Origin of the sequence: Streptomyces sp. CB02009, assembly GCF_001905825.1 — a bacterium.
Taxonomy (GTDB): Bacteria; Actinomycetota; Actinomycetes; order Streptomycetales; family Streptomycetaceae; genus Streptomyces.
Map to the genome: position 1 here is coordinate 93,780 of NZ_LIVV01000004.1, position 24,641 is coordinate 118,420.

Sequence of the window (24,641 nt, forward strand, 5' to 3'; positions counted from 1 at the left end):
CTCAGCGCCCCGGCCTGGTACGGCCGTCCCCGACCCCCCGCCGCTCCGGCCCGAGCCCCGCCCGGTCCGCAGCCGAGGCGCCGTGCGTCCAGCCCTCCTCGTCCCAGGCCGCACGCACGCGCGTGGCGCGGGTTTCCGGGAAGAGTTCGTCCGTGCGGGTGGTGACCGCCAGGTCCCGGGAGGCGAGGGCGGGCAGCAGGGTCGGGGCCTCGGACGCCACGCGGCGGGACGTCGCCGCGAGACGGGCGCCGAGCCGGTTCGCGTACGCCAGCAGGAACGACTGCCGGAAGGACTTCGTGCGCTTGCGGCCGCCCGCCCGCTGCTCCGCCTCCGCCCGCGTCATCGCCGCCGTCCCCTGCACGAGCAGCGACGTGTACAGCAGCTCCACCGGGTCGAGGTCCGCCTCGAAGCCGACCACCGTCGAGAAGCCGTACGCCTCGTTCCACACCGCCCGGCAGTGGTTCGCCGTCGCGACCGCGTCGAGCAGGATCGCCTTCGCCTGCTCGTACGGCGGCTCCACCCCGATCCGGACCGCGCCCGGCGTCTCCGGCGACGGCGCCCCCGCCGCGAGCGTCGCCTCGTCCAGGCTGTGCCGCGCCATCAGCTCCTGCGCCTTGGCCGTGAGCGCCTCCGCCTCCTCCGGGTACCCCGTCGCCTCCGCCTTCGCGAGCAGCGCCCGGATCCGGGTCAGCATCCGCGGTTCCCCGGCCGTCGCCGGCGGCAGCGCCTCCCCCGGCACCGGGCCGACCGCGTCGAGCCTCGGCAGCCGCACCAGGAGCCGGTACAGCTCCAGGACCGTCGTCGCGTACGAGAAGCGGTCCGTCGGCCGTCCGGGCGACGGGTCCAGCTCGTCGAGCTGGGCACGCCAGCGGTGCGGCAGCGTGTCGTAGCGGGCCGTCTCGGTCAGGACCAGGCCGGTCAGGATCCGGAGGTGCGCGTCGGAGAGGTCGCGGCGGGCGATGCGTACGAGGTCCGCGGGCTGCCAGCCCCGTCCCCACAGGGTCCGTACGAACTCCTCGCCGCGCCGGCCCAGTTCCGGGTCGGCGGCCCGGTCGGCGGCCAGCAGCGACGCCGCCGTGTCGAGGGAGCCGTCGTCGCTCGCGTACAGCGCCTCGAAGGCCCGGTCGACCGTGCCGCCGGTGCCGGTGCTGCTGCCGGTGCCGGTGTTGCCTGTGCGGCCGCCGTTTCCAGAGCCGCCCGCGCTGCCCGTGCTGCCCGTGTTGCTCGTGTTGCCCGTGTTGCTCGTGCTCACGCCGTCCTCGTGTCCCATGCCTCGCGCGACCGGGCGATCACCGAGCGGTGGTCGAGCGACCAGTCGACGAGCTGCTTGATCAGGTGGGTCATGCTGCGCCCGGTCTCCGTCAGCGCGTACTCCACCTGCGGCGGTGTCGTCGGATACACCGTCCGCGAGACGAGTCCGTCGCGTTCGAGACGGCGCAGCGTCAGGGTCAGCATCCGCTGCGAGATCCCGGTGACGAGCCGCTGCAGCTCCCTGAACCGCCGTGGTCCCGAAGCGAGTTCGACGACCACGTGCACGGTCCACTTGTCGCCGAGCCGGTCCTGGACGTCCCGCACCCCGCAGTCCTCCGCGCAGCTCACCAGGGGTTCGGTGGTTACCTCCGTGTGCCCCTCGGACATCGATGTGCCTCCTTACGCGATCCGCCCCGTCCCACCACGATGGTCTCAGCCACCACGTCCTCACCACGTTCCCAGGGGGAAGCATGCTGCTCGTCACCGGTGTCTCCGGAGCCCTCGGCTCACTCGTGGCCGACCGGCTCGCGGGCCGGCCGGACGTCGCCCTCGGCACGCGCGCGGGGCTGCCCGGCACCCGCCGCCTCGACTTCGACGCGCCCGGGACGCTGCCGGAGGCCTTCGCCGGGGTGGAGACGCTGCTGCTCGTCTCCGCCGGCTACGGGGAGGACGACACGGTCGTGGCCCGTCACGAGGCCGCGATATCGGCCGCGGAGGCGGCGGGCGTGCGCCACGTCGTCTACACCAGCCTCTCCGGCGACGGCGACCACCTCGCCTACGCGCTCGCCCACCGCTGGACCGAGCGACGCCTGCGGAGCTCCGCCAGCGTCGACTGGACGATCCTCCGGAACGGCCTCTACGCCGAGTTCCTGACCTGGATCGCCGCGCCCGACGCCGAGAACCGGATCACCGGCCCGCTCGGCGGGGGCCGCCTCGCCGCCGTCGCCCGCGCGGACCTCGCCGACATCGCCGTCTCGGTCGCGACGGCCCCGGCCGCCCACCGGAACCGGGTGTACGAGCTCGTCGGCGAGCGCGCCCTCGGCGGCGCCGACCTGGCGGAGGCCCTGGGCGCCACGTACGCCCCCGGCACGCTCGCCGACGCCCGCGCCGCGATCGCCGCGTCCGGCGCGGTGCCGTTCCAGGTGCCGATGCTGGCGAGCACGTACTCGGCGATCGCCCACGGCTTCATGGACGGTACGGGGGTGGCGAGCGACCTGCGGACGCTGCTGGGCGGCCGCGAGCCGCTGGACGCGCTCGACGTGTACGTGAAGGCCGTACGGGAGGGTTAGACCCGGCCCGGGGGTAGGGCCAGGCATACCCCCCGGACGCCCGCCAGTGGTCGTGATCGGCGGCGGCGGAAACGGTTCGCTTGAGCCATGACCCCGACGCTCTCGAACACCCCCGCGGCGGCCTCGCCCACGACCTCCGCCACGACCTCCGCGACGACCTCCGCGACGAGCCCCGCCACAGCTTCCGCGACGAGCCCCGCCACGGCCTCCACCACGGCCTCCGCGACGGCCTCCACCGCCGCTTCCACCAGCGCCGTACGGCTCCGCGGGCTCACCCGGCACCACCGGGACGTCCGCGCCCTCGACGGCGTCGACCTCGACTTCGGCGCCGGGACCTTCACCGCCGTCATGGGCCCCTCGGGCTCCGGCAAGTCCACCCTGCTCCAGTGCGCGGCCGGGCTCGACCGGCCCACCTCCGGGCGGGTGGAGGTCGGCGGGGTCTCCCTGGAAGGGCTGAGCGAGCGGCGGCTGACCCTGCTGCGGCGGGACCGGATCGGTTTCGTCTTCCAGTCCTTCAACCTGCTGCCCGCGCTCACGGCCGCGCAGAACGTCGCCCTGCCCCTCCGGCTGGCCGGCCGCCGCCCGTCCCGCACCGAGGTCCGGGAGGCGCTGGCCCGCGTCGGGCTCGCGGGGCGGGAGCGGCACCGGCCGGGCGAGTTGTCGGGCGGTCAGCAGCAACGGGTGGCGATCGCACGGGCGTTGATCACCAGGCCGGCCGTCCTCTTCGGCGACGAGCCGACCGGCGCGCTCGACTCGACGACGAGCCGCGAGGTGCTCGACATGCTGCGGGAGCTGGTCGACCGGGACGGTCAGACGATCGTCATGGTGACCCACGACCCGGTGGCGGCGGCCCGCGCGGACCGGGTGGTGTTCCTGGTCGACGGGCGGGTGGCGGGCGGGCTGGAGGCACCGACCGTGGAGACGGTCGCGGCGCGGATGACCACGCTGGAGACGGTCGCGGCGCGGAACACCACGCCGGAAGCGGACGCGGTCACCGCCACAGCCGCCGCCACGGCCACCGCCGCCGCCCCGCTCCCGGTGACCACCGCCACGGCCACGGCCACGGCCACGGCCACGGCCACCGGGAGCGTCCCGTGCTGACCGTCGTCCTCTCCGGCCTCCGGGCCCGCTGGGCCTCCTTCCTCGGCGGGTTCGTCGCCCTCGCGCTCGGCGTGGGGCTGCTCGCCACCCTGGGCCTCGGCCTGTCCGCGACCCTGCACGCGCCCGAGCGGCCTCCGCAGCGGTTCGCCTCCTCGCCCGTCGTGGTGCAGGGCCAGGACCGGCTGACTCTGGACGTACGGCGCGGACCCGGGACCGCGTCCGTGGCACAGCGGCTCGACCGTCCACAGCCTGTGGACAGTGAACTGCTCCGCGAGCTGGAGGCCCGCTGGCCCGTCACGCCCTCCGGCGGCCCCGACGCCGTCGGCGTCGCCGCCCCCGCCGCCGAGGTCCGCGCCCTCGTGGGCGATCGTGCCCAGGTCCTCACCGGTGACGAACGGCGGCGCGCCGACCCCGACCACGACCGTGACGCCGACGCGCTCGTCGGCGTCAACGTCCTCCTCGGCACCTCCGGCGGCGTCACCGCCTTCGTCTCCGTCTTCGTGGTCGCCTCCACCTTCGCCTTCGCCGTCGCCCTGCGCCGCCGCGAGTTCGGGCTGCTCAGGACCGCCGGAGCCACCCCCGGGCAGATCCGCCGGCTCCTCCTCGCCGAGGCCGCGGCGCTCGGCGTCCTCGCCTCCGCCGCCGGGTGCGCGCTCGGCGCGGCCGGAGCGCCGCTGCTGGCCAGGGCCCTCGTCGACGGCGGCCTCGCGCCCGCGTGGTTCACGGTCGGCGGCCCGGCCTGGCCCTTCCACGCCGCGTTCTGGACGGGTGTGGCGGTCGCCCTGGCCGGGGCGGTCGCCGCGTCCCGGCGGGCCGGGAAGGTCGGCCCGACGGCCGCGCTCCGCGAGGCGGACGTCGACGCCGACGCCCTGCCCCTCGGCCGGGCCCTGCTCGGTACGGGACTGCTCCTGGCCGGCCTGGGGCTCCTGGTGTGGACGTACGCCACGGACCCGTCCGCGCTGCTCAAGCGGAAGACGTACACGACCCTCCCGATGCTCCTGATCACCGGAATCGCCCTGCTCTCCCCGCTCCTGGTCCGGCCGGCGGCCCGGCTCCTGAGGCTGCGGGGGGCCGTGGGGACGCTGGTGCGGGAGAACAGCGCCGCCTCGGTCCGCCGTACGGCCGCCGTCGCCGCCCCCGTCCTCGTGACCGTGGCGCTCGCCGGGACGCTCTTCGGGTCGGCGGCGAGCGTCACGCGCGCGAAGGGCGCCGAGGGGCGCGAGCAGACGGTCGCCGAGTACGTCGTGTCAGGTCCGGCCCTGCGGCCGGTGACGGCGCCCGCCGGGGCCGTCGTCTCCCCCACGGGGCCGACCTCGGTCTTCGTACGGGACGGGGACGCGGCCGTCGTGAAGTACGGGGCGCGGGCGGTCACCGACCCCGCGGCCTTCGCCGAGCTCTCCCGGCTGCCCGTGGTCGCCGGCGATCCGCGGGACCTCGACGACCGGTCGATCGTCGTCAACGAGGAGTTCGAGCGGCGCGGGGTGGGCGAGACCGTCGAGGTCTGGCGGGCGGACGGGACCGGTCCGGTACGGCTCCGGATCGCGGCCGTCCTCGCGCTGGGGACCGGCGACAACGGCCCGTACGTCACCCGGGCGAACGCCCCCGGCTCCGTCCCCGACCGGATCGACGCCCGCGGCGGCGGTACGGCAGCGGTGCGGGCCCTGGAGGCGAGCGGCGGCACCGTCAGGACGGCCGGCGCGTGGGCCGAGGCCGCCCGCCCGTCGAACGGCAGCCCGCAGGCCCGGCTCGGCATGGTCCTGGTCCTTGGCATCGCCCTCGTCTACACGGTGATCGGCCTCGCCAACACCCTGCTCATGGCGACCTCCGTACGCGGCGGGGAACTGGCCTCCCTCCGGCTCGCCGGGGCCACCCGGGCCCAGATCCTGCGGGTGGTGACGGGCGAGGCGACCCTCGCCGTGGCGATCGGCACCCTGCTGGGCCTCGCGGTGACCGCGCTGGTCCTCGGCGCCCTGGGAGCGGGCCTCGCCGCCCTCTCCGCCCCGGTGGCCCTGGCCCTCCCGTGGGGCACGGTCGGCGCGGCGGCGGGCGTGTGCGCGGCGGTCGCGATCGCCGCGTCGGCCCTCCCCGCGTGGCGCCTGACGCGCTGAGCGGCGATGGTGGGACGGACGGGGCGGTGACCGGGGTCGGAGCCGGGTCACCGCCCCGTCCACCCACGCCCGCGTCCCGGACGCTCGACGCACCCGACGACGTACCGGCTGAGCGTCTTCGCCCCTCACCCGGCCCCCGAGGAGCCCCCTGCCGCTCCGGTCCCTCCTCCGGACGAGCCGGAGGAGAGGGGGCACCGGCCCTGAGCAGGGCAGGACAAGAGGCCCGGAACGGGAAGGAGGCCGGGACGCACCCCCGTGCCGCCCCGTCCTCCTCCGCCCCGGGCCCGGCTCAGGCCCCGCCCCCCTCCGCCCCGGGCCCGGCTCAGGCCCCGCCCCCCTCCACTCCCGCCGCCATGGACGCGGACTTCGCCGCCCTCCACTCCGGGGCGAGGACCGACCAGACCTCCTCGTCGTGGCGCCGGCCCCGGTAGGGGTAACTGCCCCTGAGGACCGCGTCCCTGCTCATGCCGAGGCGGCGGGCCACCGCGATGCTCGGCTCGTTGTCGGAGGACACCACCCACTCCACCCGATGGATCCCGCGCACCTCGATCGCCCAGTCGATGAGCGTCCGGGCCGCCCGGGTCACCAGACCCCTGCCGACGGCCGCCGGCTCCAGCCAGCAGCCCGCCTCGGCCGTGCCGTTCGCCGCGTCCAGCTGCCGGAGGATCACCGCGCCGACGAGGGTGCCGTCGGACCAGATGCCGTGGATGCGCCCCGAGTCGGCGGCGGCCTTCTCCGCGTAGAGCCGGAGGAACGCCCGGCTCGACTCCAGGTCGGCGACGACGTCGGGAAGGCCGTTGCGCGCGCCGATGAAAGCGCGCCCCCGGTCCATGTGCGCCAGGAACTCCTCCGCCTGCCACGGTTCGAGCGGACGCAGCTCCGCGCCGTCGTCTCCCAGGGGTATCGCGTACATCGTCGTCGCCTTCCGGGTCGGGACCGCCGCTCACGGCGGAGGAACCGCCCCACCCTCCCCCACCGCACACCCGGAGTCACGGGAGTTACGGGAGCTGCAAGGGGCCACGCGAGCCCCAGCGATCAGGAGCCCCGGGAATCGGGCGATCAGGGGATCGGGGATCAGGGGATCAGGGGATCAGGATCAACTTCCCGCGCACGTGCCCCGATTCGCTCAGCTCCTGCACCCGCGCCGCCTCCTTCAGGGGAAGCGTGTCGGCGAGCCGGACCGTGAGGGTCCCGGCCGCCGCCCCGCGCGCGTGGGCGGTGAGTCCGGCCCGTACGGCCTCGGGGTCGCCCAGGGAACCGGAGAACACGATTCCGTACTTCTCCGCCTCCACGTCCGCGATCGTCACGATCCGCTCCTTCCGCTCCTTCCGCTCCTTCCGCTCCTTCCGCTCCTTCGCGGCCGCCTCCCCGCCGGGCCCGCCCCCGCCGAGGAGTTCGATCGCGACCGGCAGCACCCCGTGCCCGGCCGCGTCGAAGACCGCGTCGACGCCGTCCGGGGCGGCGGCCCGCACCCGGTCGGCCAGGCCGTCCCCGTACGCCACCGGGATCGCGCCGAGTTCGCGCAGGTAGGCGTGGTTCGACTCGGACGCGCTGCCGACCACGGTCACCCCGGCGGCGACGGCGAGCTGGACGCCGACCGAGCCGACGACCCCGGCGGCGCCGTGCAGGAACAGCGTCTCGCCGGCCCGTACGCCGAGCAGGTCGAGGACCCGCTGCGCCGTCTCCCCGGCCACCGGGAGGCTCGCCGCGGTCTCCCAGGACAGTCCGGCCGGCTTCGGCACGATGATGTCGGCGATCGCGTACTCGGCGTAGGCGCCGGTCTTCGTCCAGCCGAGGACCTCGTCGCCGACCGCCAGACCGGTCACGCCCTCACCGAGCCGGTCGACGGTGCCGGCGAACTCCAGGCCCGGGACGGCGGGGAAGGTCGTGGGGTAGAACTCCTCGACCCAGCCGTAACGGCGCTTCCAGTCCACCGGGTTGACCCCGACGGCCGCCACCTTGACGCGGACCTCGCCGGGGCCGGGCTCCGGCACGGCGGCACCCGCCGTGTGACGCAGCACCTCGGGACCGCCGAACTGCTCGTACACGATCGCTTCCATCTCAGCCTCCACAGCCGCCCGTTCACTTCGACGGGTCCCAGCCTGCGACCACGACCGCCTCCTCCCCGCCCTCCCAACGGCCAGTCCCACCTGGCCGAAAGACCGGCCGTCCCCCACCCCTCCCCGCGTACGCTCGCCCCCATGGACGCGCACACGCTGACCACCGCGTACGAGATCATCCGGCAGCCCCTCGGGGAGATCCTCCCCAAGGTCTCGGCGGCCCTCGCCCCGCTCGTCCCGCACGTGGACGCGGCCGAACTCTCCACCCACTGCGCCCACTCCCCCTTCAAGGCACTCGGCGGTACGGAGCTGCTCACCGCCTCCGAACTGGCGCCGCTGCTCACGGCCGGTGTCCCCGGAAGCCCCTGGCAGGGCGTGGCCGTGATCGGCGGCCTGGAGCGCGAGGTCGTCGCCGTCACCAGCCACGCGACCGTGCGCGGGGCGGTCCTCGTACTCGTACGGGAGGACGGCAGCGAGCCGGCCGGCGAGGCCGAACTCGCCGTGGCGCAGGCCCTGTGGGACCTGGTGGCGAGCCACTTCGACCGGTTCGCGACGGAGGCCCTGCCGGGGGCCCTGGCCCGGTCCCGGGCGGCGGCCGACACCCGGGCGCGGGTGATCGCGGAGCTGACCGCGACCCATTCCGCGGCCCTCTCCGGAGTGCTCGGCGTACTGCGCAGCCGGGCCCTGGACGACACGACGGCCCGGGCCACCGCGACCGACCTGGCCGCGTCGGCGCTGATCGAGATGAGGGCGGCGCAGCGGCGGGACCGGGCACTCGCGGAGGAGCCCGCCCAGGACGCCTTCGAACGGCTCGCCGCCGAACTCCGGCCGATGCTGCGGCACAGCCAGGTCAGGCTCGACCTGGGCGCGCCCGACTCCGACCGTACGCTCGCGGCGGACGTGGCGCACAGCGCGCGGGCGATCGTCCGGTCCCTGCTCCTGATCGTCCTCGAACAGGACGCGGTGCACCGGATCCACGTCGGCTGGCAGCTCACCGAACACGAGCTGCGGGTCGCGGTACGGGACGACGGGGCGGGCGCGCTCGCCCCCTGCGACCTGGGCGCGGGCACGATCAAGGACCGGCTCGACGTGCTCGGCGGGCGGCTCGACATGGACCCGGTACCGGGCTGGGGCACGACGATCACGGCGGTGATCCCGCTGGCGGCCCCGGCCGCGCCGGTCGAGGCGGCGCACCCGCTGACCGGCCTCGGCGGGCGGGAGGTGGAGGTCCTGCGGCACCTGGCCCTCGGCCACCGCAACCGGCGTATCGCGGAGGAGCTGCACATCAGCGAGTCGACGGTGAAGTTCCACGTGGCCAACATCCTGAACAAGCTGGGCGTCGACTCCCGTGGAGAGGCGGCGGCCCTCTTCCACGCGGCGGCGTGACACCGCCCCCTTCCCGCCCGGCGGCGTGACACCGCCCCCTTCCCTCCCCGGGCGTGGGCGGGGAGGGCCCCGCGGAGGGGCCCCGCGAGGGGCGGCGCGGCGGAGACCGGGGGTGTCAGTGGCGGGTGCCAGACTCGCACCCATGACCGAGCGGTGGGCCCTCGCAGCCGAAGCCGAGGGAGACGGCGCGCTGCTCGTCCCCCTCGGTCCCGACGGCCTGCCCGCCGGACAGGTGCTGCGCGAGCCGGACCTCGTCGCGGCCGTGCGGGCCAGACCCGAGGTCGCCCGCTGGGTGTGGCGGTCGACGGCCGAGGTGTACCCCCGCCTGCTGGCCGCCGGCGTGCGGGTCGAGCGGTGCTACGACATGGAGGACGCCGAGCAGTTGCTCTTGGGCCACGAGGGGCGGCTCGGCGAGCCCCGTTCCGCGGCGGCGGCCTGGGCGCGCCTGCGGAACGCCCCGGTGCCGCCCGATCCCCCGCAGCGCGGCGCCGAGCCCGGTTCGCAGGACTCGCTGTTCGAGCCGCGCCCCGTCGTCTCCGTCCCCTTCGACGGGCTCCTCGCGGTCTACGCGGAGCAGCTGCGCCGCCACGACCGGGCGGAGCACCCGGGCAGGATGCGGCTGCTCACGGCCGCCGAGTCGGCGGGGATGCTGGTGGCCGCGGAGATGCACCGGGCGGGACTGCCGTGGCGGGCGGACGTGCACCGGGACCTGCTGCACGAGCTGCTCGGCGAGCGGTACGCGGGCGGGGGCGAGCCGCGCCGCCTCGCGGAGCTCGCGGACGAGGTGTCGGCGGCCCTCGGGCGCCGGGTCCGGCCGGACCTGCCCGCCGATGTGGTGAAGGCCTTCGCGCAGGCCGGGGTGCGGCTGAGGTCGACCCGCCGCTGGGAGCTGGAGGAGCTCGACCACCCGGCGGTGAAGCCGTTGATCGCGTACAAGAAGCTGTACCGGATCTGGACGGCGCACGGCTGGTCGTGGCTCCAGGACTGGGTGCGGGACGGCCGTTTCCGGCCGGAGTACCTGCCCGGGGGCACGGTCAGCGGGCGCTGGACGACCAACGGCGGCGGGGCCCTGCAGATCCCCAAGGTGATCCGGCGCGCCGTGGTCGCGGACGAGGGCTGGCGCCTCGTCGTGGCCGACGCCGACCAGATGGAGCCGCGCGTGCTCGCCGCGATCTCCCGGGACCCGGGCCTGATGGAGGTCGCGGGGCACCCCGACGACCTGTACACCCGGCTCTCCGACCGGGCCTTCTCCGGCGATCGCGACCACGCCAAGATCGCGCTCCTGGGCGCGATCTACGGGCAGACCAGCGGCGACGGCCTGAAGAACCTGGCGGCGTTGCGGCGCCGCTTCCCGCGCGCGGTGGCCTATGTCGACGAGGCGGCGAAGGCGGGCGAGGAAGGCCGGCTCGTACGGACCTGGCTGGGCAGGACCAGCCCGCGGGCGGTCGGCTCGGGCGGGGACGAGGAGGCGGGCCTGCCGCAGGAGGGCGGCGAACCGGCGTCGGAAGAAGGGGAGTTCACTCCCGGCTACGCCTCAGGGAACGCGCGGGCGCGGGGCCGGTTCACCCGTAACTTCGTGGTGCAGGGCAGCGCGGCCGACTGGGCGCTGCTGATGCTGGCGGCGCTGCGGCGCTCGCTCGCGGGGATGCGGGCGGAGCTGGTGTTCTTCCAGCACGACGAGGTGATCGTGCACTGCCCGGCGGAGGAGGCGGAGACGGTCACGGCGGCGATCCGGGCGGCGGGGGACGAGGCGGGCCGGATCGCCTTCGGGGACACGCCGGTGCGGTTCCCGTTCACGGTGGCCACGGTGGAGCGGTACGCGGACGCGAAGTGACCGACGCGAAGTAACCGCGGGGAAAGGCGGACGGGCCCCGCACGCCTGCGCGCGCGGGGCCCGTCACCTGTCCGGCCGGTGCTTCGGCGGGGGCAACTTCAGCGGGGAGCCACTTCAGCGGGAAGCTACTTCAGCGGGAGCTTCTGCCACTTCGCGCTCAGAGCGATCGCCTTCAGCTGCTGCATCGTCAGCGCGGGCTCGGCGCGGGTGGCCGCCTCGTGCTGGGTGCCGGCGTTGAAGGCGGACACGACGACCCGGAAGCCCTCCGGGGTCATGGTGTCGGCGGTCCACCAGACGACGCCCTCGCCGCCCTTCTCGCCCGGCTGCTGGGTGAGCTTGACCCTGCGGCCGTCGGGGAGCGTGGTGACCTCGCCGCTGCCGAAGAGGTCGCCGGCCACGTCCGACATGTTCGGCTGGACGTTGATCTGGACGAGGCTCTTCCCCTTGCCGTCGTCGACGACCACGTAGGCGTACTGGCCTTCGCCGCCCTGGTCGGTGACCTTCAGGTCCTTGGGCAGGAGGGAGCGCAGGGTGGACCGGACGGCGTCTCCGCTCGGCTCCACGTGCCGCGGAGGCGTGTCCTGACCGTCCGGTCCACCCTTGCCGGTACCACTGCCCTGGCCGCCCGCGCCGCCGGACATGTCCACGTTCTGGGGCAGCTTCGCGGTCAGTCGGCGCCAGGCGGGGGCCGTGACGAGTTCCTTGAGCTGGGTGAGGGTGAAGGGCGGGTTCTCACGGCTGATCGGAGCGCCCTTCTCGGCGGCGGCGTTGTACTCGCTCGCGTCGATCAGGAAGCCGTCCTGCGTGAGCAGGACCGCACGCCACTGCTTGGTCTCCTCGCGCTTGTCCGGGTACTCGTACCCCTGGAGGATCATGATCCGGGATCCGTCCGCCTCCTTGCCCTCCACGCAGCGGTCGTAGGGGACGGCGACCTTGTCCGGGCAGGACACCTGGTCCTCGCCCGCCTCGCCGTTGCCTGCACGGAAGAGGCCGACGCTGACGGCGGCCTTGCCGTTCCCGTCGTCGAAGACGCCGGCGACGGACTGGCCCGTGCCGTCGAGGTCGTCGAACTGCCATGCCCCGTCCGGGGTGTTGGACTTGAGAGCGGCGGCGAGGTCCTTGACGGGAATCGTCGCCTCGCCCGGCTTCTGCCGGCCGGGGACCGGGTCGGTGGTGGCGGTGGGCCTGGGCGGCGCCGCCACGGAGCTGTTCGGCGCGTCGGCGCCGAGCGGCAGCAGCGAGCCGCCGTACGCACCGCCGACGCCGACGGCGACGAGCGCGAGGACGCCTCCGGTCATCGCGAGACGACGACGGAACAGGCGCCGCCTGCCGCGCCGGAGTCCGCCCTCGACCAGCTCGCGCCGGTCGTCGGCGGCGAAGCCGTCGCCGGTGCGGCGCAGGATCGCGCCGAGCTCGTCCTCGAACCCTTCGTGCTGGGGGCCTTCGTTCTGTGGCATGTCGAATTCACCGTCTCCGGTCAGTGGCGGGGGGACGCCTGGGGTGGCGGGGGGGGGAAGCCTGGGGCGGCGGAGGGAGCGTGGGTGGAAGTCCCGTGGGACGGAAGCCCCTCGGGAGGAGAGCCCCGCGGGGGCGGGGCCGGGGCCGGCGGGGGTCGGGCGGCCGGCGGGGTCGGGGCGGTCGGCGGTCAGCGCGCGGCGAACTCGGTGATGCTGCCGCCGAGTCGTTCACGCAGCTTCGCGAGGGCGCGTACGGAGCGGGTCCGTACCGCGGCGGAGCTGACGTGCAGGGCGTCGGCGGTCTCCTCGATGCTGCGGTCCTCCCAGTACCGCAGCACCACGACCGCCCGGTCCTTGGGTGCGAGCCCGGCCAGCGCGTCGAGGAGCGCGATCCGCAGCGCCGGGTCCTCGCCGTTGTCGGGAGCCCGGTCGGGGAGCTCGCCGAGGGGACGCTCGGTGGCCGACCTGCGCCGCTGGTGGCTGAGGAACGTGCGGACGAGCACGGTCTGGGCGTACGCGGCGGGGTTCCCTATCCGGGCGATGCGGCCCCACAGGGCGTACATCCTGCCGAGTGTCTCCTGGGTGAGGTCCTCGGCGAGGTGGGTGTCCCCGCTGGTCAGCAGGCATGCCGAGCGGAACAGCGGGCCCGTGCGTGCGGCGGCGAACTCCAGGAACTCGTCCGCGCGGGACTTTCTCATGCCCCTCCTTTCCCTCGCGGTCACGTGGCGTGGTCGCCGTACACCTCATTGACGCGACGGGGAGGGGCGAATGTTTCAGCGACTTCGAGGGAATCTGGCGGCGTCTTCGCCGAGTACGTCCAAAAGGGCGGAAAAGGGGTAATCCTGGAGTATGAACACTCTCAGCGCAGCCCAGACCCTGGCCGCGGGAGTCTGGCAGTCAGGCCTCGGACAGGTGCTCGGCGGCATCGTCCTCGTAGCCGTACTGATCGCGGCGTTCTGGCTGGGCACCCGGATCCGCAACCGCGAATCCAGTCCTCCCAAGCCGGACGAGCAGCCCCACCGGCCGGACGACGGCAGCCTGCCGGGCGAGACGTCCGGATACCGCAGGCCCACCGAGATGCCGCAGACGGACGGCGAACACCGGCTCATGCCCTACCAGCTCAAGGACGGCTCCGAAGCGTCGCCCGACCCGCCGACCGAGGAGAAACGCAAGTGGGGCGGGATCTCCAGCGGAGGCTTCGGCAGCGGCGGCACGGGCCACGGCGACTGACCCCCTCCCGCCCGACGGAGGCCGTGCCCCGTGGATGAGAACGCTGTCCCCGCAACGCTCCCGGGAGCTCTCCCGGGAGCTCTCCCCGCAACTCCCTTCGAGGAGCTCCGACCCCGCCTGCGGGCCGTCGCGTACCGCCTCCTCGGCACCTCGGAGGAGGCGGTCGAGGCGGTGGAGGACGTCCGGAGGACCTGGCCGGCCCGGCGCCCGCCGATCGCCCCGGGCCCGGTTCCGGCCCCGTACGACCCCACCGACGCCGTCGCCCGCGCCTGCCTGGACCGGCTCCGCTCCCGCGAGACCCACCGCGAACACCCCTGGGACCCGTGGGACCCCTGGGCCTCTGGCCTGCCGAACCACCGGAGCGAGCCCGAGCAGAACCACCGGAGCGGGGCCGAGGAGAACCACCGGAGCGGGCCCGAGGACGACCCCCGGAGCGAGCCCGGGGAGAACCACCGGAGCGGCCCCGAACCACCGCCCCCGTCGACGGCCCTCGACGGACTGACGCCGCCCGAACGGCTCGCGTACGTCCTGCACGACGAGTTCTCCGTCCCGTACGAGCGGATCGCCCCGGTCCTGGAACGCACCCCCGCCGCCACCCGCCAGCTCGCGGGCCGCGCCCGCTACCGGCTGCGGGAGGCCGAGGAGATGCCGGAGGCGGACCTGCCGCGCCAGCGGGACGTCGTCGCCGCCTTCCTGGCGGCCGCGCGGAGCGGAGACGCCGCCGCCGTGCGCGCGCTCCTCGACCCCGACGTGGTGCTGCGGGCCGACGCCGCGGCGGAGCGGACCGGGGTGACGGCCGCACACGGGCCCGGGGCGGTCGCCGAGGCGCTCGCCCACCGGGCGAGCGCGGCCCGAAAAGCCCTGGTGGACGGGGCGGCGGGGCTGGCCTGGCCGGCCGAGGGCGACCCCGTGCTCGTGTTCGCCTTCACCGTCCTGGAGAACCGGATCACGGCGATCGACGCCCTGGCGGACGCGGACCACCTGGGCCGCCTGAGGCTCCAGCTCTGAGCCCCCACCGCACTCCGGCCGCCCTCGCGGGCCCGCGGGACATCAGCCCGTGACCCCCGGCCGGCCACCACGGGCCCCGGGACGCCACCGCTGCACTGCCACCGGCCGCTCCCCCCGGGTCACTCGCCGCCGAGGACGCGCCCCGCGCGGGACGCCACATGGGGCGGCGGTACGACGTCGGCGGGCAGCACGGGATCGGTGACCGGCTCGCCGAAGGTCGTGACCACGGGCAGCACCCCGGCCCACAGCCCGAGCGCCGCGTCCTCGGAATCGCCGTCGTCCGGCGGGCCGCCGCGGGTCTTCACGGAGGCCTCGGTCAGGTCGAGGGCGAGCACGGCGGTCGCCGCGAGTTCCTTGCGGCTGGGCTGCCGCACGTACTCCCACTGCCCCGGGGAGCTCTGCTCGGTGAGCGCCCGCAGGCCCCGCAGCTTCTCGTCCGGGTCGGTCACGAGGCGCGGGACGCCGTAGATCATCGCGCAGCGGTAGTTCACCCCGTGCTCGAAGACGGAACGGGCCAGGACCAGTCCGTCGACGTGGGTGACGGTGACGCAGACAGTGGCGTCGGGCGCCTGCACGAGGCTGCGGCTAGCGACGGACCCGTGCAGGTACAGCTGGTCGCCCTCGACGCCGTACGCGGTGGGCACCACCATCGTCGTCCCGTCGACGGGGACGCCGAGATGGCAGAGGAAGCCGGCCGCGAGCACGGCGTCCAGATCGGCCCGCCGATGGCTGCCCTTCTCCCGCATCCGCCGCAACCGGGTCCGCTCGGTGACGGGCAGCGCCTCGTCCCCACCGGCCGTGTCCGTTCCGCCGCTCATGCTTCCCCCCGAGTACCTCGCCCGACGCAAAGGATCTTCCGGAGTTCTACGGCCTCCGGCCCCCGCCCCGCCACCCCCGCCCACCTGTCGGAACGGACGGCGCCCGGCGGATCCGGGGCGCGGCCGGGCCGCCCTCCCAAGACCCCCGTCCGGGCATGAAAAAGCCCCAGGTCACGGCGAGTGAGTCCTGGGGCTGATCCGAGCCGCCTTCGGGATTCGAACCCGAGACCTACGCATTACGAGTGCGTTGCTCTGGCCAACTGAGCTAAGGCGGCACGCCGTCCGAACCCATGGTGGGTGCAGCAGCGACGCCAAGTCTACACAGTTTCCGGGAGTGCTCCGACCACCCCCGGAAAGGGCCTATGAGCAGCGCTTTCCTTCGGCGGGAGGGGTGCCGTCGAGGAGGTAGGTGTTGATCGCCGTGTCGACGCAGTCGCTGCCCCGGCCGTACGCGGTGTGGCCGTCGCCCTCGTAGGTGAGGAGGGTGCCGGAGGACAGCTGGCCGGCCAGGGACCGGGCCCACTTGTACGGGGTGGCCGGGTCTCGGGTGGTGCCGACGACCAGGATCGGGGCGGCGCCCTCGGCGGTGATCCGGTGCGGGCCGCCGGTGGGCGGGGTCGGCCAGGAGGTGCAGTTGAGGGCCGCCCAGGCGAGGCCCCTGCCGAAGACCGGGGAGGCCTTCTCGAAGGACGGGACTGCCTTCGCCGCGTCGGCGGGGCCCCGGTAGGCGGCCGGCAGGTCGAGGCAGTTCACGGCCGCGTTGGCGAACATCAGGTTGGCGTACGTGCCGTCCGCCTCCCGCTCGTAGTAGCTGTCGGCCAGCGCCAGGAGGCCCGAGCCCTCGCCGCCGATCGCCTGCGTGAGGGCCTCCCGCAGCTGGGGCCAGGCGCCCTCGTCGTACATCGCCGCGATCACGCCCGTGGTGGCGAGGGACTCGCCGAGCGCCCGGCTCTCGCCGGTGGGCACCGGCTTCGCGTCCACGTCGCGGAAGAACTTCTTCAGCGCCTCGCCCGCCGCCTCGACCGACCCCGTGCCCAGCGGGCAGTCCGGCTTGGTCACGCAGTCCGCGGCGAAGGCCCGGAACGAGGTCTCGAAGCCGGCGGTCTGGTCGCGGTTGAGGTCGATCGCCGGCAGCGACGGGTCCATCGCCCCGTCGAGGACGAGGCGGCCCACCCGGTCCGGGAACAGCTCGGCGTACGTGGCACCGAGGAACGTGCCGTACGAGGCCCCCACGTAGGTGAGCTTCTCGTCGCCGAGCACCGCCCGCAGGATGTCCATGTCACGGGCGGTCTCGACCGTGGAGACGTGCGGCAGGATCTCCCGCGACTTCTTCGCGCAGCCCGCCGAGAAGTCCTTGAAGGCGGCGCTCAGCGCGTTGACCTCAGCGGCGTCGTCGGGGGTCTGGTCGACCTGCGTGAACCTGTCCATCTGGGGGCCCGTCAGACACTCGACCGGTTCACTGCGCGCGACTCCGCGCGGGTCGACGGCCACCATGTCGTAGCGGGCGCGGACGGGTGCGGGGTAGCCGACGCCCGCGTACCCCTGGAGGTAGCCGACGGCGGAGCCGCCGGGGCCGCCCGGGTTGACCAGGAGCGAACCGAGCCGCTTGCCGGGGCCGGTCGCCCCGACCCGCGAGACCGCCAGGTCGATCTGCTCCCCGTCCGGCTTCGCGTAGTCCAGCGGGGCCCGCAGGGTCGCGCACTGGAAGCCCGTGACACCGCAGTCGCGCCAGGTCAGCTTCTGCCCGTAGAACTTCTTCAGCGCCGCGGACGAGGCGGCGGGCGACGAGGACGGCGAGGCCTGCCGCGCGGCCGCCGTGGTGCGGGACGCCGCCGCGTCGCTTCCGCCCGAGCAGCCGGAGAGGATCAGTCCGGCGGCCGCGAGGGCCGTGGCGGACGTACGGAGCAAGCGCCTGGAGTCCATTCCCGGAGCGTATCCGGAGCGGTACGCACCGTGTCCAATCGGACTCCGCGCCCCGGCCTGTCGACCACGTCCGGCACCGGGCCGACGGCTCGTCCCCGGACCGCCGGCTCGTCCCCGGACCGCCTCGCCTCCGGGCCGCCGGCTCGCCTCCGGACCGGTTCGTCTCCGGACCGCCGGCTCGTCTCCGGCCTCCGGACCGGCTCGTCTCCGGAACCGCCTAGTCCCGCAGCGCCAAGGTCATCGCCTCCATCGCGAGCAGCGGCGCCACCTGCCGTTCGAGGGCCTCGCGGCAGGCCAGGACGGCCTCGATGCGGCGCAGGGTGCGCTCCGGCGTGGTGTCGTGGGCGATCCGCTCGATCGCGTCCCGCACGTCCGTGTTGGCGAGGGCCGTGCGCGAGCGGAGCTGGAGCGCCAGGACATCGCGGTAGAAGCCGGTGAGTTCGGTGAGAGCGAGGTCCAGGCTGTCGATCTGCGTCCGCTTCTTGCGCCGCTTCTGGTCCGCTTCCAGGTCCTTCATCACACCGGCCGTGCCGCGCGGCAGCCGCCCGCCGGGGCCCACGCCGAGAGCGGCCTTCAGCTCCTCGGTCTCCCGGGCGTCGGTCTCCTCCGCCACCTGGTTGGCGTCCTCCGTCGCCGTGTCGATCAGCTCCTGGGCGGCCTTGAGGCAACCGCCGACGTCGTGGACCCGCAGGGGCACCTTGAGGACGGCGGCCCTGCGCGCTCGGGCCCGCTCGTCGGTGGCGAGCCGCCGGGCCCGGTCGATGTGGCCCTGGGTGGCCCGGGCGGCGGCGTGGGCCGTCTCCGGTTCGATGCCGTCACGCCGTACGAGCACGTCGGCGACGGCCTCCACCGGGGGCGTCCGGAGGTTCAGGTGGCGGCACCGGGAGCGGATCGTGGGCAGCACGTCCTCGATCGAGGGCGCGCAGAGCAGCCAGACGGTGCGCGGAGCGGGTTCCTCCACGGCCTTCAGGACCGCGTTGGCCGACTTCTCGTTCAACCGCTCGGCGTCTGCCACGAGGATGACCTGCCAGCGGCCGTTCGCGGGCGCGGTGTACGACTTGCGGACGGTGTCGCGCATGTCCTCGACCCTGACCACGGCACCGACGGCGGCGACCGTGGTGATGTCGGCGTGGGTGCCGACCAGGGCCGTGTGGCAGCCGGTGCAGAACCCGCAGCCCGGCGCCCCGCCGAGCGCCCGGTCGGGGCTCACGCACTGCAGCGCGGCGGCGAACGCCCGCGCGGCGGTCTCCACTCCGGACCCCGGCGGGCCGGTGAACAGCCAGGCGTGGGTCATCGTCGAGGCCTCGGGGTCGGGCTCCCCGGCGGCATGGGCGGTCACGAGCGCGTCGGCGTCCCGCGCGGCCGCGGCGAGCTGCTCCTCGACCTTCGCCTGTCCGACCAGGTCGTCCCATACGGCCATGTCTGCCCCTCCTCAGGTACGCCCTCCATTGTGGGGCAGTCCTCTGACAGCACCCGCCGCGCGACGGGGCGGGCGGCGGCGCGACGGGGCGGGCCTCCCTGTCGCGACGGGTCACGCCTCCCTGTCGCGGCGGGTCAGCCACAGGCCGGCGGCGGAGCCGAGCAGGACCGTGCCGGTGGCGACGCTCGCCGCCACGTGGGCGGCGCCGGTCAGGTCGGCGACGGTGTTGACGTAGGCGTTGCCGAGGACGCTCGCCGTGAGCAGCAGCCAGAACAGGACACGCATCGGATCTCCAGGGAGGAAAGAGGAGCAGACAGGATCGATCAAAGGTGCGTGGAGGGGGCTCGGAAGCGGCCGGGTCCCTCCGCATTCGATCTTCGTTGTCCCGGCCCGCCCGCACAGCGGAGCCCGCCCCCGGACCGATGGTGGTGCCTGCTCCACCGCACCTCTCGGGTCCGCCCGCATAACCTGGCGGGTATGCGCGACGCGATCAGGGAATCCGGCCGGGCGTCGCTCCATCTCCTGAGCGGGGCCGCGATCGCGCTCCTCTGCTACCTGATGGTCGGCGTCGCCCTCTTCACGGCCTTCCTCACCGCCACCGTGATCGGCGCGGGCGTGCTCCCCGAGAGCGTGCTGCTGCTGCGCCGGCTGGCCGGCTGGGAGCGCCGCCGGACCGCCGCCCGCACCGGGACGCCCGTCCCGGAGGCGTATCTGCCGCTCGAAGGCCCCCTCCCCGCGCGCGTGCGGACCGCCGTCACCGATCCGGGCACGGGGCGGGACCTGGTCTGGGCGGCCGCGCAGCTGCTGTACGGCATGGGGGTCTGGTTCGCCTCCCTGGTGCTGTGGGCGCCCGCGCTGCTGGTCGACGGTGTGGTGACCGGGCTCGCGGGGCGGCGGCCGGTGGCACTGCCGCTGATCGGACGGCTCGCCGACCTGGGGGCCGAGTGGTCGCGCGCGCTGCTCACGCCGACCCCCGCGGCCGCGCGGGCCGCCGCGCTCGCCGCCCGGGTCGAGGAGCTGACGGCCACCCGGGCCGGCGCGATCGCCGCGCACGGCGCCGAGCTGCGCCGGATCGAGCGCGATCTGCACGACGGCACACAGGCCCGGCTCGTGGCGCTCTCCATGCGGATCGGTCTGGCCAAGCGGGCGTACGACTCCGATCCCGTGGCCGCGCGGAAGCTCCTCGACGACGCGCAGACCCAGGCCGAGGAGGCACTGGCCGAGCTGCGGCACGTGGTGCGCGGCATCCACCCGCCGATCCTCACCGACCGGGGGCTGAGCGGGGCGGTGCGGGCCCTCGCCGCGAGCAGCGGCCTGGAGGTGGAGGTGTCCGTGACGGGCCTGGCCGACCACGCGCCCGGCGACGGTCCGGAGCACGCCGACGACCGCCGGGCGGCCGCCCCCCGCGCCCCCGCCGCCGTCGAGGCCGCCGCCTACTTCGTGGTCGCCGAGGCCCTCACCAACGCCGCCAAGCACAGCGGAGCCACCCGCGCCTCCGTCGCCCTCGTCCGCGAACCGACCGCTCTTCGCGCGCGCGTGGCGGACGAGGGACGGGGCGGGGCCGAGGCCGGCGAGAGCGGCGGCTCCGGGCTCCTCGGCATGCGCCGCCGGGTCGCCGCGCTCGACGGCACCGTACGACTGACCAGCCCCGAAGGGGGCCCGACCGTGATCGAAGTGGAGCTTCCGTGCGTGTGGTGATCGCCGAGGACAACGCCCTCCTGCGGGAGGGCCTCGTGCTGCTGCTGACCTCGTCCGGCCATGAGGTCGCCGGGGTCGCGGCGACCGGCCCCGAGGTCCTGCCGCTGCTCCTGGAGCACCGCCCGGACGTGGCCGTCCTCGACGTGCGGATGCCCCCCGGCTTCCGCGACGAGGGGCTGCGGGCGGCGCTCGCGGCCCGCGAGGAACTGCCGGACCTTCCGGTGCTCGTGCTCTCCCAGTACGTGGAGGAGACGTACGCCGCCGAGCTCCTGGGCGGCGGCGCGCGGGGCGTCGGCTACCTCCTGAAGGACCGGGTGGGCCGGGTGGACGAGTTCCTCGACGCCCTGGAACGGGTCGCCGCCGGTGGTACGGCCCTGGACCCCGAGGTCGTCACCGAGCTGCTCTCCCGCCGCCGCGACGACCCGCTGGACTCGCTCACCCCCCGGGAGCGCGAGGTCCTCGAACTGATGGCGCAGGGGCACGACAACGGCACGATCGCCCGCTCGATGGTGGTCACCGAGCGGGCCGTGCACAAGCACATCGGCAATGTCTTCCTGAAGCTCGGCCTGCCGCCGACCGACAGCGGCGGCCACCGCCGGGTGCTGGCCGTCCTCGCCTACCTCGACGCCTGAGCCCGGCCGGGGACGCCGCCGACTCGGCCCGCGGGTCAGGTCGGCCGCCGCCGCGAGGGCAGGAACACCCCCGCCACCACCGTGACCACCACCGCGCCCGCGATCAGGGCCGCCTGCTCGGGCGGCAGGTACGGCAGCCCGCCCGTGAGGGCCCAGGCGAAGGCGGTCAGCGGCAGTGCGGCCACCACGACGCCGACGAGCAGTCCTGCGGCGGTCAGGAACCCCGCCTCCAGGCCGAGCATCCGGCGCAGCTGCCCGGCCGACGCGCCCACCTGGCCGAGGAGGTGGAGTTCGCCGCGCCGTCCCGCGCCGATGAGGGTGAGGGTGCTGAGGACGGAGAGGAGGGTGAGGCCGCCGATCGCGGAGACGATCACGGCCGAGACGATGCTCTGGAGCGCGGCACCCGGCGGACTCACCTGCTCGGGCGCCACGGGGGGACCCGCGGCCGCCTTCGCCGTGGACGCCAGGACGCGCGCGGGGTACGGATCGCTCATGTGCGGGGCCAGTTCGGCCTTCGGGAGCAGGAACTCGCCGAGCGCGAGCGAGCGTTCGTACACCGCCACCACCCGAAGCCGCTTCGGGGTGCCGTCCCCGAGCCGGAGGTCCACCGTCGAACCGGGGCGTACGTCCAGCGAGTCGGCCATGTCCGAGCCGACCGCGACCGTGCCCGTACGGGCGAGTCCGGTCAGGTCGCCCGTGACGGCCCCGGGGTCGAGCGTGCCCGTCAGGCCCGCCGCGTCCACGCCGAGCACCGGAAGCCGGTCGAGGCGCGGCGCACCGGCCTCCGTCCGGGCCAGGACGACCGTCGAACGCAGGACGTCCGTGGCCGCGTCGACCCCCGGCAGCCGCCGCACCCGCTCCGCCGTCGTCCCGGTGAGCGCGAGGTCGGCGGTCGTCGCCGCCTTCGCCTGCTCGTCGGCGGCCCGCCCCATGGTCGTGCCCGCCGAGAGCTGCACGAGCGCGAAGGCGGTGACGAGGACGACCGGTACGAGCGCCGCCCCGAGGCGCCGCGAGTGGGCGCTCGCACCCGCGGCGGTGAGCCGTCCTGGCGCACCGCCGAACCGGCGGAACGGCAGGTCAAGGACCTTCATCGCCGCCCCGGCGATCCAGGGGCCGAGGACCGCGCACCCGGCGACCAGGGTCACCGTGGCCGCCCCGGCGGCGGCGCCTGCGGCCTCGCCGCCCTGGGCGGTGGCGGTGACGGCCGACGCGACGCCCAGCAGGAGCAGCCCGGCCCCGACGGCCCGCCGCACACCGCCCTTCCCCGGCCGCCGGGGCCGGCGGGCGGCGAACAGGACGACGAGCCGGGTGATCCCCACGACCACGGCCGCGACCACCAGGGAGGCGGCGAACAGCCAGGGCGGGGAGGGGAGTTCAAGGCCCTCGGGAACGACTCCCGCCCGGGTCCGCAGCGCCGACCACAGCCCGAGGAACACCGGTACGGCCACGACCGCGCCGCACAGCGCCGCGAGCCCCGCCACCCGGGTCACCTCCCGGCCGGCCGCCGCCCGCACCTGACGGGCCGTCGCACCGATCGAGAGCAGCAACTCCCGCTCACCGGAACGCTGCTGGAGCGCCTGGGCGACGAGCGAGGCCAGTACGAGCACGGCGACGAGCACGACGGTCCCGGAGATCGCCGCGAGGAGCTGGAGGAGCTCCATGCGCGCGGGCGCCGCGGCGAGGTGTTCGGGCCCGCCCCGGCCGTCGCCGGTGAACGCCCGGAGCGGCTGCCCCGAGGCGGTGTCCTTCAGTCCGGCCTCGTCGAGGGCCGCCCGCACGCGCGCGTGGAGGGTGTCCACGGGTACGCCGGGTTCGGCGAGCACGCCGACGGCGTCGACGGTGCCGGGGTGCCCGGCGAGCCTCCGCGCCTCGGCCGCCGTGACGTACAGGGCGGCGGGCCCGTCGGCGAGGCCGACGACCTTCCGTCCGGCGACGGTGTCCCCGATCCGCGCCCCGGCGGCGGAGCCCATGACGGCCTCGCCCGCGCCGCGCGGCGCGCGCCCGTCGACCAGCCGGTGGGGGGCCAGCCGAGCGGCCTCCCAGGACCGCCCGCCGTAGGCCTTCGGGGCCGGCTGGGCGCCCGTGGCCAGCTCCCGTACGACGAAGGTGTGGTCGGGCACGGCGGCCCGGACCCCCGGGACCGTCCGCAGCACGTCGACGGTCGCGCTCGGGATCCGTACCCGCTCGGTCAGGCCCGCCGACTGCGTCTGCGGCTCGCTCCCCCACGGCTTCGTCGTCCAGCGGACCTCCTGGTCACCGGCGACGACGACGGGCGCGGCGGCGTACCGCTCCACGCGCGCGTGGCCGAGGGCCGCCGAGCCGGCGGCGAGGGCCAGGGCGCCGAGCAGCACGGAGGTGACGGCGACGGCGGCGAACACGGCGGCCCAGGCCTTGCGGTGCGCCCGCAGGGAGCGGGCGGCGAGCAGCCGGACGGCGGGGTTCCCGAGCGGCTTCACCGGGCCACCGCCGTTCGGCGGAACGAGTGGCCGGCGTGAGCGGCCGGCGTGGCGTGAGCGGCCGGTGTGGCGTGAGCGGCCGGTGTGGCGTGCCCGCCCGGAAAGTGCGCGCCCTGAAGGTGCGCGCCCGCCATCTCCCGTACCCCCAGCATCTCCCGTACTCCCGACTCGTCCGGGCGGTCGAGGCGTCCGGCGAGCCTGCCCCGGTCGAGGAACACGGCCTCGTCCGTCCAGGCGGCCGCCACCGGGTCGTGGGTGACGAGGACGACGGTGGTCCCCCGCTCGTCGACCGCGCGCCGCAGCAGGGCGAGGACGCCGGCCGCCGTGACCGGGTCGAGGGCGGCGGTCGGCTCGTCGGCGAAGACGACCTCGGGTTCGTTGACCAGGGCGCGGGCGATGGCCACCCGCTGGCGCTGGCCGCCGGACAGGTTCTCCGGCCTGTCCCCGGCCCGGTCCGCGAGGCCGACGGCCGCGAGACCGGCGAGGGCGCGGGCGTCGAGCTCCCGGCCCTCCCGGGCTCCGGCGAGGAGCAGCGGCAGGGTGACGTTCTCGCGCACGTCGAGGGCGGAGACGAGGTTCAGCGACTGGAAGACGAAGCCGATCCGGTCGCGGCGGAGCCGGGTGAGCCCGGCCGCCTTCAGCGTGGCGAGGTCGGTGCCCCCGATCCGTACCGTTCCGGCCGTCGGCCGTTCGAGTCCCGCGGCGCACCGCAGCAGGGTGGACTTGCCGGAACCGGAGGGGCCCATCACGGCCACGAACCGGCCGCGCGCCACCGTCAGGCTCACCCCGTCGAGCGCGGGGGCCCCGCGCCCGTACGTCCGGCCCACCCCGTCGAGGGCGAGGGCCGCGTCCAGGGCGCGGGCGGCACCGCTCTCCGTCACTGCAGTCGTCGTCATACCGACAACGCTAGAAAAGTGCAGGTCAGCGGGGTATGGGGCTGGCTGCCCGAGAGGGGGTGGAGCTAGCTCCA

Annotated in this window: 21 protein-coding genes and 1 tRNA gene; 9 read left to right on the plus strand and 13 right to left on the minus strand. The window is 75.4% G+C overall.

Annotated elements, in window-relative coordinates; translation table 11 throughout:
* Position 1: 1 nt before the first annotated feature.
* Together AMK27_RS16715 and AMK27_RS16720 are read right to left on the minus strand one after the other, a co-directional pair.
* On the minus strand, positions 2–1,252 hold the full coding sequence (locus tag AMK27_RS16715; RefSeq protein WP_382501548.1) for a DUF2786 domain-containing protein: 1,251 nt from the start codon (positions 1,250–1,252) through the stop codon (positions 2–4).
* Complete coding sequence (locus tag AMK27_RS16720) at positions 1,249–1,638, minus strand: winged helix-turn-helix transcriptional regulator (RefSeq protein ID WP_073907978.1); 390 nt, start codon at positions 1,636–1,638, stop codon at positions 1,249–1,251. Before AMK27_RS16720 ends, AMK27_RS16715 begins: the two co-directional genes overlap by 4 nt.
* Before the next feature lie 83 nt (positions 1,639–1,721).
* Between AMK27_RS16720 and AMK27_RS16725 the strand changes: the two genes are divergently transcribed.
* The 3 genes from AMK27_RS16725 (at position 1,722) to AMK27_RS16735 (ending at position 5,749) form a co-directional block, all read left to right on the plus strand.
* On the plus strand, positions 1,722–2,540 hold the full coding sequence (locus AMK27_RS16725) for an NAD(P)H-binding protein (RefSeq protein WP_073907981.1): 819 nt from the start codon (positions 1,722–1,724) through the stop codon (positions 2,538–2,540).
* Positions 2,541–2,888: 348 nt separating this feature from the next.
* Positions 2,889–3,641, plus strand: a complete 753-nt coding sequence (locus tag AMK27_RS16730; RefSeq protein WP_241847542.1) for an ABC transporter ATP-binding protein — start codon at positions 2,889–2,891, stop codon at positions 3,639–3,641.
* A complete protein-coding gene (locus AMK27_RS16735) occupies positions 3,635–5,749 on the plus strand; it encodes an FtsX-like permease family protein (protein ID WP_073907984.1) in 2,115 nt (704 codons plus the stop codon). Before AMK27_RS16730 ends, AMK27_RS16735 begins: the two co-directional genes overlap by 7 nt.
* Positions 5,750–6,071: 322 nt before the next feature.
* On the opposite strand, the gene AMK27_RS16740 is transcribed toward AMK27_RS16735, so the two are convergent.
* Both AMK27_RS16740 and AMK27_RS16745 read right to left on the minus strand, forming a co-directional pair.
* A complete protein-coding gene (locus tag AMK27_RS16740) occupies positions 6,072–6,662 on the minus strand; it encodes a GNAT family N-acetyltransferase (protein ID WP_073907987.1) in 591 nt (196 codons plus the stop codon).
* Positions 6,663–6,831: 169 nt separating this feature from the next.
* Positions 6,832–7,809: an NADP-dependent oxidoreductase gene (locus tag AMK27_RS16745; protein WP_073907990.1), complete on the minus strand. Its 978-nt coding sequence runs from the start codon at positions 7,807–7,809 to the stop codon at positions 6,832–6,834.
* 141 nt (positions 7,810–7,950) lie between these two features.
* Here AMK27_RS16745 and AMK27_RS44180 point away from each other — a divergent pair, with 141 nt between their 5' ends.
* Positions 7,951–9,195, plus strand: a complete 1,245-nt coding sequence (locus AMK27_RS44180) for a helix-turn-helix transcriptional regulator (RefSeq protein ID WP_073907993.1) — start codon at positions 7,951–7,953, stop codon at positions 9,193–9,195.
* 142 nt (positions 9,196–9,337) lie between these two features.
* Positions 9,338–11,029, plus strand: a complete 1,692-nt coding sequence (locus AMK27_RS16755; protein ID WP_073907996.1) for a bifunctional 3'-5' exonuclease/DNA polymerase — start codon at positions 9,338–9,340, stop codon at positions 11,027–11,029.
* 125 nt (positions 11,030–11,154) lie between these two features.
* Here the strand turns inward: AMK27_RS16755 and AMK27_RS16760 are convergent, their stop codons facing one another.
* Complete coding sequence (locus AMK27_RS16760) at positions 11,155–12,486, minus strand: hypothetical protein (protein WP_073907999.1); 1,332 nt, start codon at positions 12,484–12,486, stop codon at positions 11,155–11,157.
* A gap of 188 nt (positions 12,487–12,674) precedes the next feature.
* Positions 12,675–13,184: a SigE family RNA polymerase sigma factor gene (locus AMK27_RS16765; protein ID WP_073908002.1), complete on the minus strand. Its 510-nt coding sequence runs from the start codon at positions 13,182–13,184 to the stop codon at positions 12,675–12,677.
* Positions 13,185–13,335: 151 nt separating this feature from the next.
* On the opposite strand from AMK27_RS16765, the gene AMK27_RS16770 reads away from it, so the two are divergent.
* Both AMK27_RS16770 and AMK27_RS16775 read left to right on the plus strand, forming a co-directional pair.
* A complete protein-coding gene (locus AMK27_RS16770) occupies positions 13,336–13,716 on the plus strand; it encodes a DUF6479 family protein (RefSeq protein ID WP_073908005.1) in 381 nt (126 codons plus the stop codon).
* Positions 13,717–13,746: 30 nt separating this feature from the next.
* Entirely contained in the window at positions 13,747–14,724 is a 978-nt protein-coding gene (locus AMK27_RS16775; protein WP_073908008.1) for a hypothetical protein, read from the plus strand.
* A gap of 119 nt (positions 14,725–14,843) precedes the next feature.
* On the opposite strand, the gene AMK27_RS16780 is transcribed toward AMK27_RS16775, so the two are convergent.
* From AMK27_RS16780 to AMK27_RS43050, 5 genes are all read right to left on the minus strand, one after another.
* Positions 14,844–15,542, minus strand: coding sequence for a pyridoxamine 5'-phosphate oxidase family protein (locus AMK27_RS16780; RefSeq protein ID WP_073908011.1), 699 nt, complete (start codon positions 15,540–15,542; stop codon positions 14,844–14,846).
* A 201-nt stretch (positions 15,543–15,743) separates the two neighbouring features.
* Positions 15,744–15,817: transfer RNA gene (locus tag AMK27_RS16785), tRNA-Thr, on the minus strand.
* An 85-nt stretch (positions 15,818–15,902) separates the two neighbouring features.
* Entirely contained in the window at positions 15,903–17,465 is a 1,563-nt protein-coding gene (locus tag AMK27_RS16790; protein ID WP_073908014.1) for an alpha/beta hydrolase, read from the minus strand.
* A gap of 217 nt (positions 17,466–17,682) precedes the next feature.
* Positions 17,683–18,885, minus strand: coding sequence for a DNA polymerase III subunit delta' (locus AMK27_RS16795; protein ID WP_073908017.1), 1,203 nt, complete (start codon positions 18,883–18,885; stop codon positions 17,683–17,685).
* A 111-nt stretch (positions 18,886–18,996) separates the two neighbouring features.
* Positions 18,997–19,170 carry a hypothetical protein gene (locus AMK27_RS43050; protein WP_198955890.1) on the minus strand — a complete coding sequence of 58 codons (174 nt, stop codon included), beginning with the start codon at positions 19,168–19,170 and terminating at the stop codon, positions 18,997–18,999.
* 192 nt (positions 19,171–19,362) lie between these two features.
* Between AMK27_RS43050 and AMK27_RS16800 the strand changes: the two genes are divergently transcribed.
* Positions 19,363–20,583, plus strand: coding sequence for a sensor histidine kinase (locus AMK27_RS16800; protein WP_073908020.1), 1,221 nt, complete (start codon positions 19,363–19,365; stop codon positions 20,581–20,583).
* Positions 20,571–21,215, plus strand: a complete 645-nt coding sequence (locus tag AMK27_RS16805) for a response regulator (RefSeq protein ID WP_073908023.1) — start codon at positions 20,571–20,573, stop codon at positions 21,213–21,215. The genes AMK27_RS16800 and AMK27_RS16805 overlap by 13 nt, the downstream gene beginning before the upstream one ends.
* A gap of 35 nt (positions 21,216–21,250) precedes the next feature.
* On the opposite strand, the gene AMK27_RS16810 is transcribed toward AMK27_RS16805, so the two are convergent.
* Both AMK27_RS16810 and AMK27_RS16815 read right to left on the minus strand, forming a co-directional pair.
* Positions 21,251–23,671: an FtsX-like permease family protein gene (locus AMK27_RS16810; RefSeq protein WP_073908026.1), complete on the minus strand. Its 2,421-nt coding sequence runs from the start codon at positions 23,669–23,671 to the stop codon at positions 21,251–21,253.
* Positions 23,668–24,567 carry an ABC transporter ATP-binding protein gene (locus AMK27_RS16815; protein WP_073908029.1) on the minus strand — a complete coding sequence of 300 codons (900 nt, stop codon included), beginning with the start codon at positions 24,565–24,567 and terminating at the stop codon, positions 23,668–23,670. Before AMK27_RS16815 ends, AMK27_RS16810 begins: the two co-directional genes overlap by 4 nt.
* Between the last annotated feature and the right edge of the window lie 74 nt (positions 24,568–24,641).

Bases quoted from the DNA above. Each gene is read 5' to 3' on its own strand.
- AMK27_RS16720 (WP_073907978.1), bottom strand. From the start codon at position 1,638: ATGTCCGAGGGGCACACGGAGGTAACCACCGAACCCCTGGTGAGCTGC.
- AMK27_RS16725 (WP_073907981.1), top strand. From the start codon at position 1,722: ATGCTGCTCGTCACCGGTGTCTCCGGAGCCCTCGGCTCACTCGTGGCC.
- AMK27_RS16730 (WP_241847542.1), top strand. From the start codon at position 2,889: ATGGGCCCCTCGGGCTCCGGCAAGTCCACCCTGCTCCAGTGCGCGGCC.
- AMK27_RS16740 (WP_073907987.1), bottom strand. From the start codon at position 6,662: ATGTACGCGATACCCCTGGGAGACGACGGCGCGGAGCTGCGTCCGCTC.
- AMK27_RS16745 (WP_073907990.1), bottom strand. From the start codon at position 7,809: ATGGAAGCGATCGTGTACGAGCAGTTCGGCGGTCCCGAGGTGCTGCGT.
- AMK27_RS44180 (WP_073907993.1), top strand. From the start codon at position 7,951: ATGGACGCGCACACGCTGACCACCGCGTACGAGATCATCCGGCAGCCC.
- AMK27_RS16755 (WP_073907996.1), top strand. From the start codon at position 9,338: ATGACCGAGCGGTGGGCCCTCGCAGCCGAAGCCGAGGGAGACGGCGCG.
- AMK27_RS16760 (WP_073907999.1), bottom strand. From the start codon at position 12,486: ATGCCACAGAACGAAGGCCCCCAGCACGAAGGGTTCGAGGACGAGCTC.
- AMK27_RS16765 (WP_073908002.1), bottom strand. From the start codon at position 13,184: ATGAGAAAGTCCCGCGCGGACGAGTTCCTGGAGTTCGCCGCCGCACGC.
- AMK27_RS16770 (WP_073908005.1), top strand. From the start codon at position 13,336: ATGAACACTCTCAGCGCAGCCCAGACCCTGGCCGCGGGAGTCTGGCAG.
- AMK27_RS16780 (WP_073908011.1), bottom strand. From the start codon at position 15,542: ATGAGCGGCGGAACGGACACGGCCGGTGGGGACGAGGCGCTGCCCGTC.
- AMK27_RS16790 (WP_073908014.1), bottom strand. From the start codon at position 17,465: ATGGACTCCAGGCGCTTGCTCCGTACGTCCGCCACGGCCCTCGCGGCC.
- AMK27_RS16795 (WP_073908017.1), bottom strand. From the start codon at position 18,885: ATGGCCGTATGGGACGACCTGGTCGGACAGGCGAAGGTCGAGGAGCAG.
- AMK27_RS43050 (WP_198955890.1), bottom strand. From the start codon at position 19,170: ATGCGTGTCCTGTTCTGGCTGCTGCTCACGGCGAGCGTCCTCGGCAAC.
- AMK27_RS16800 (WP_073908020.1), top strand. From the start codon at position 19,363: ATGCGCGACGCGATCAGGGAATCCGGCCGGGCGTCGCTCCATCTCCTG.
- AMK27_RS16815 (WP_073908029.1), bottom strand. From the start codon at position 24,567: ATGACGACGACTGCAGTGACGGAGAGCGGTGCCGCCCGCGCCCTGGAC.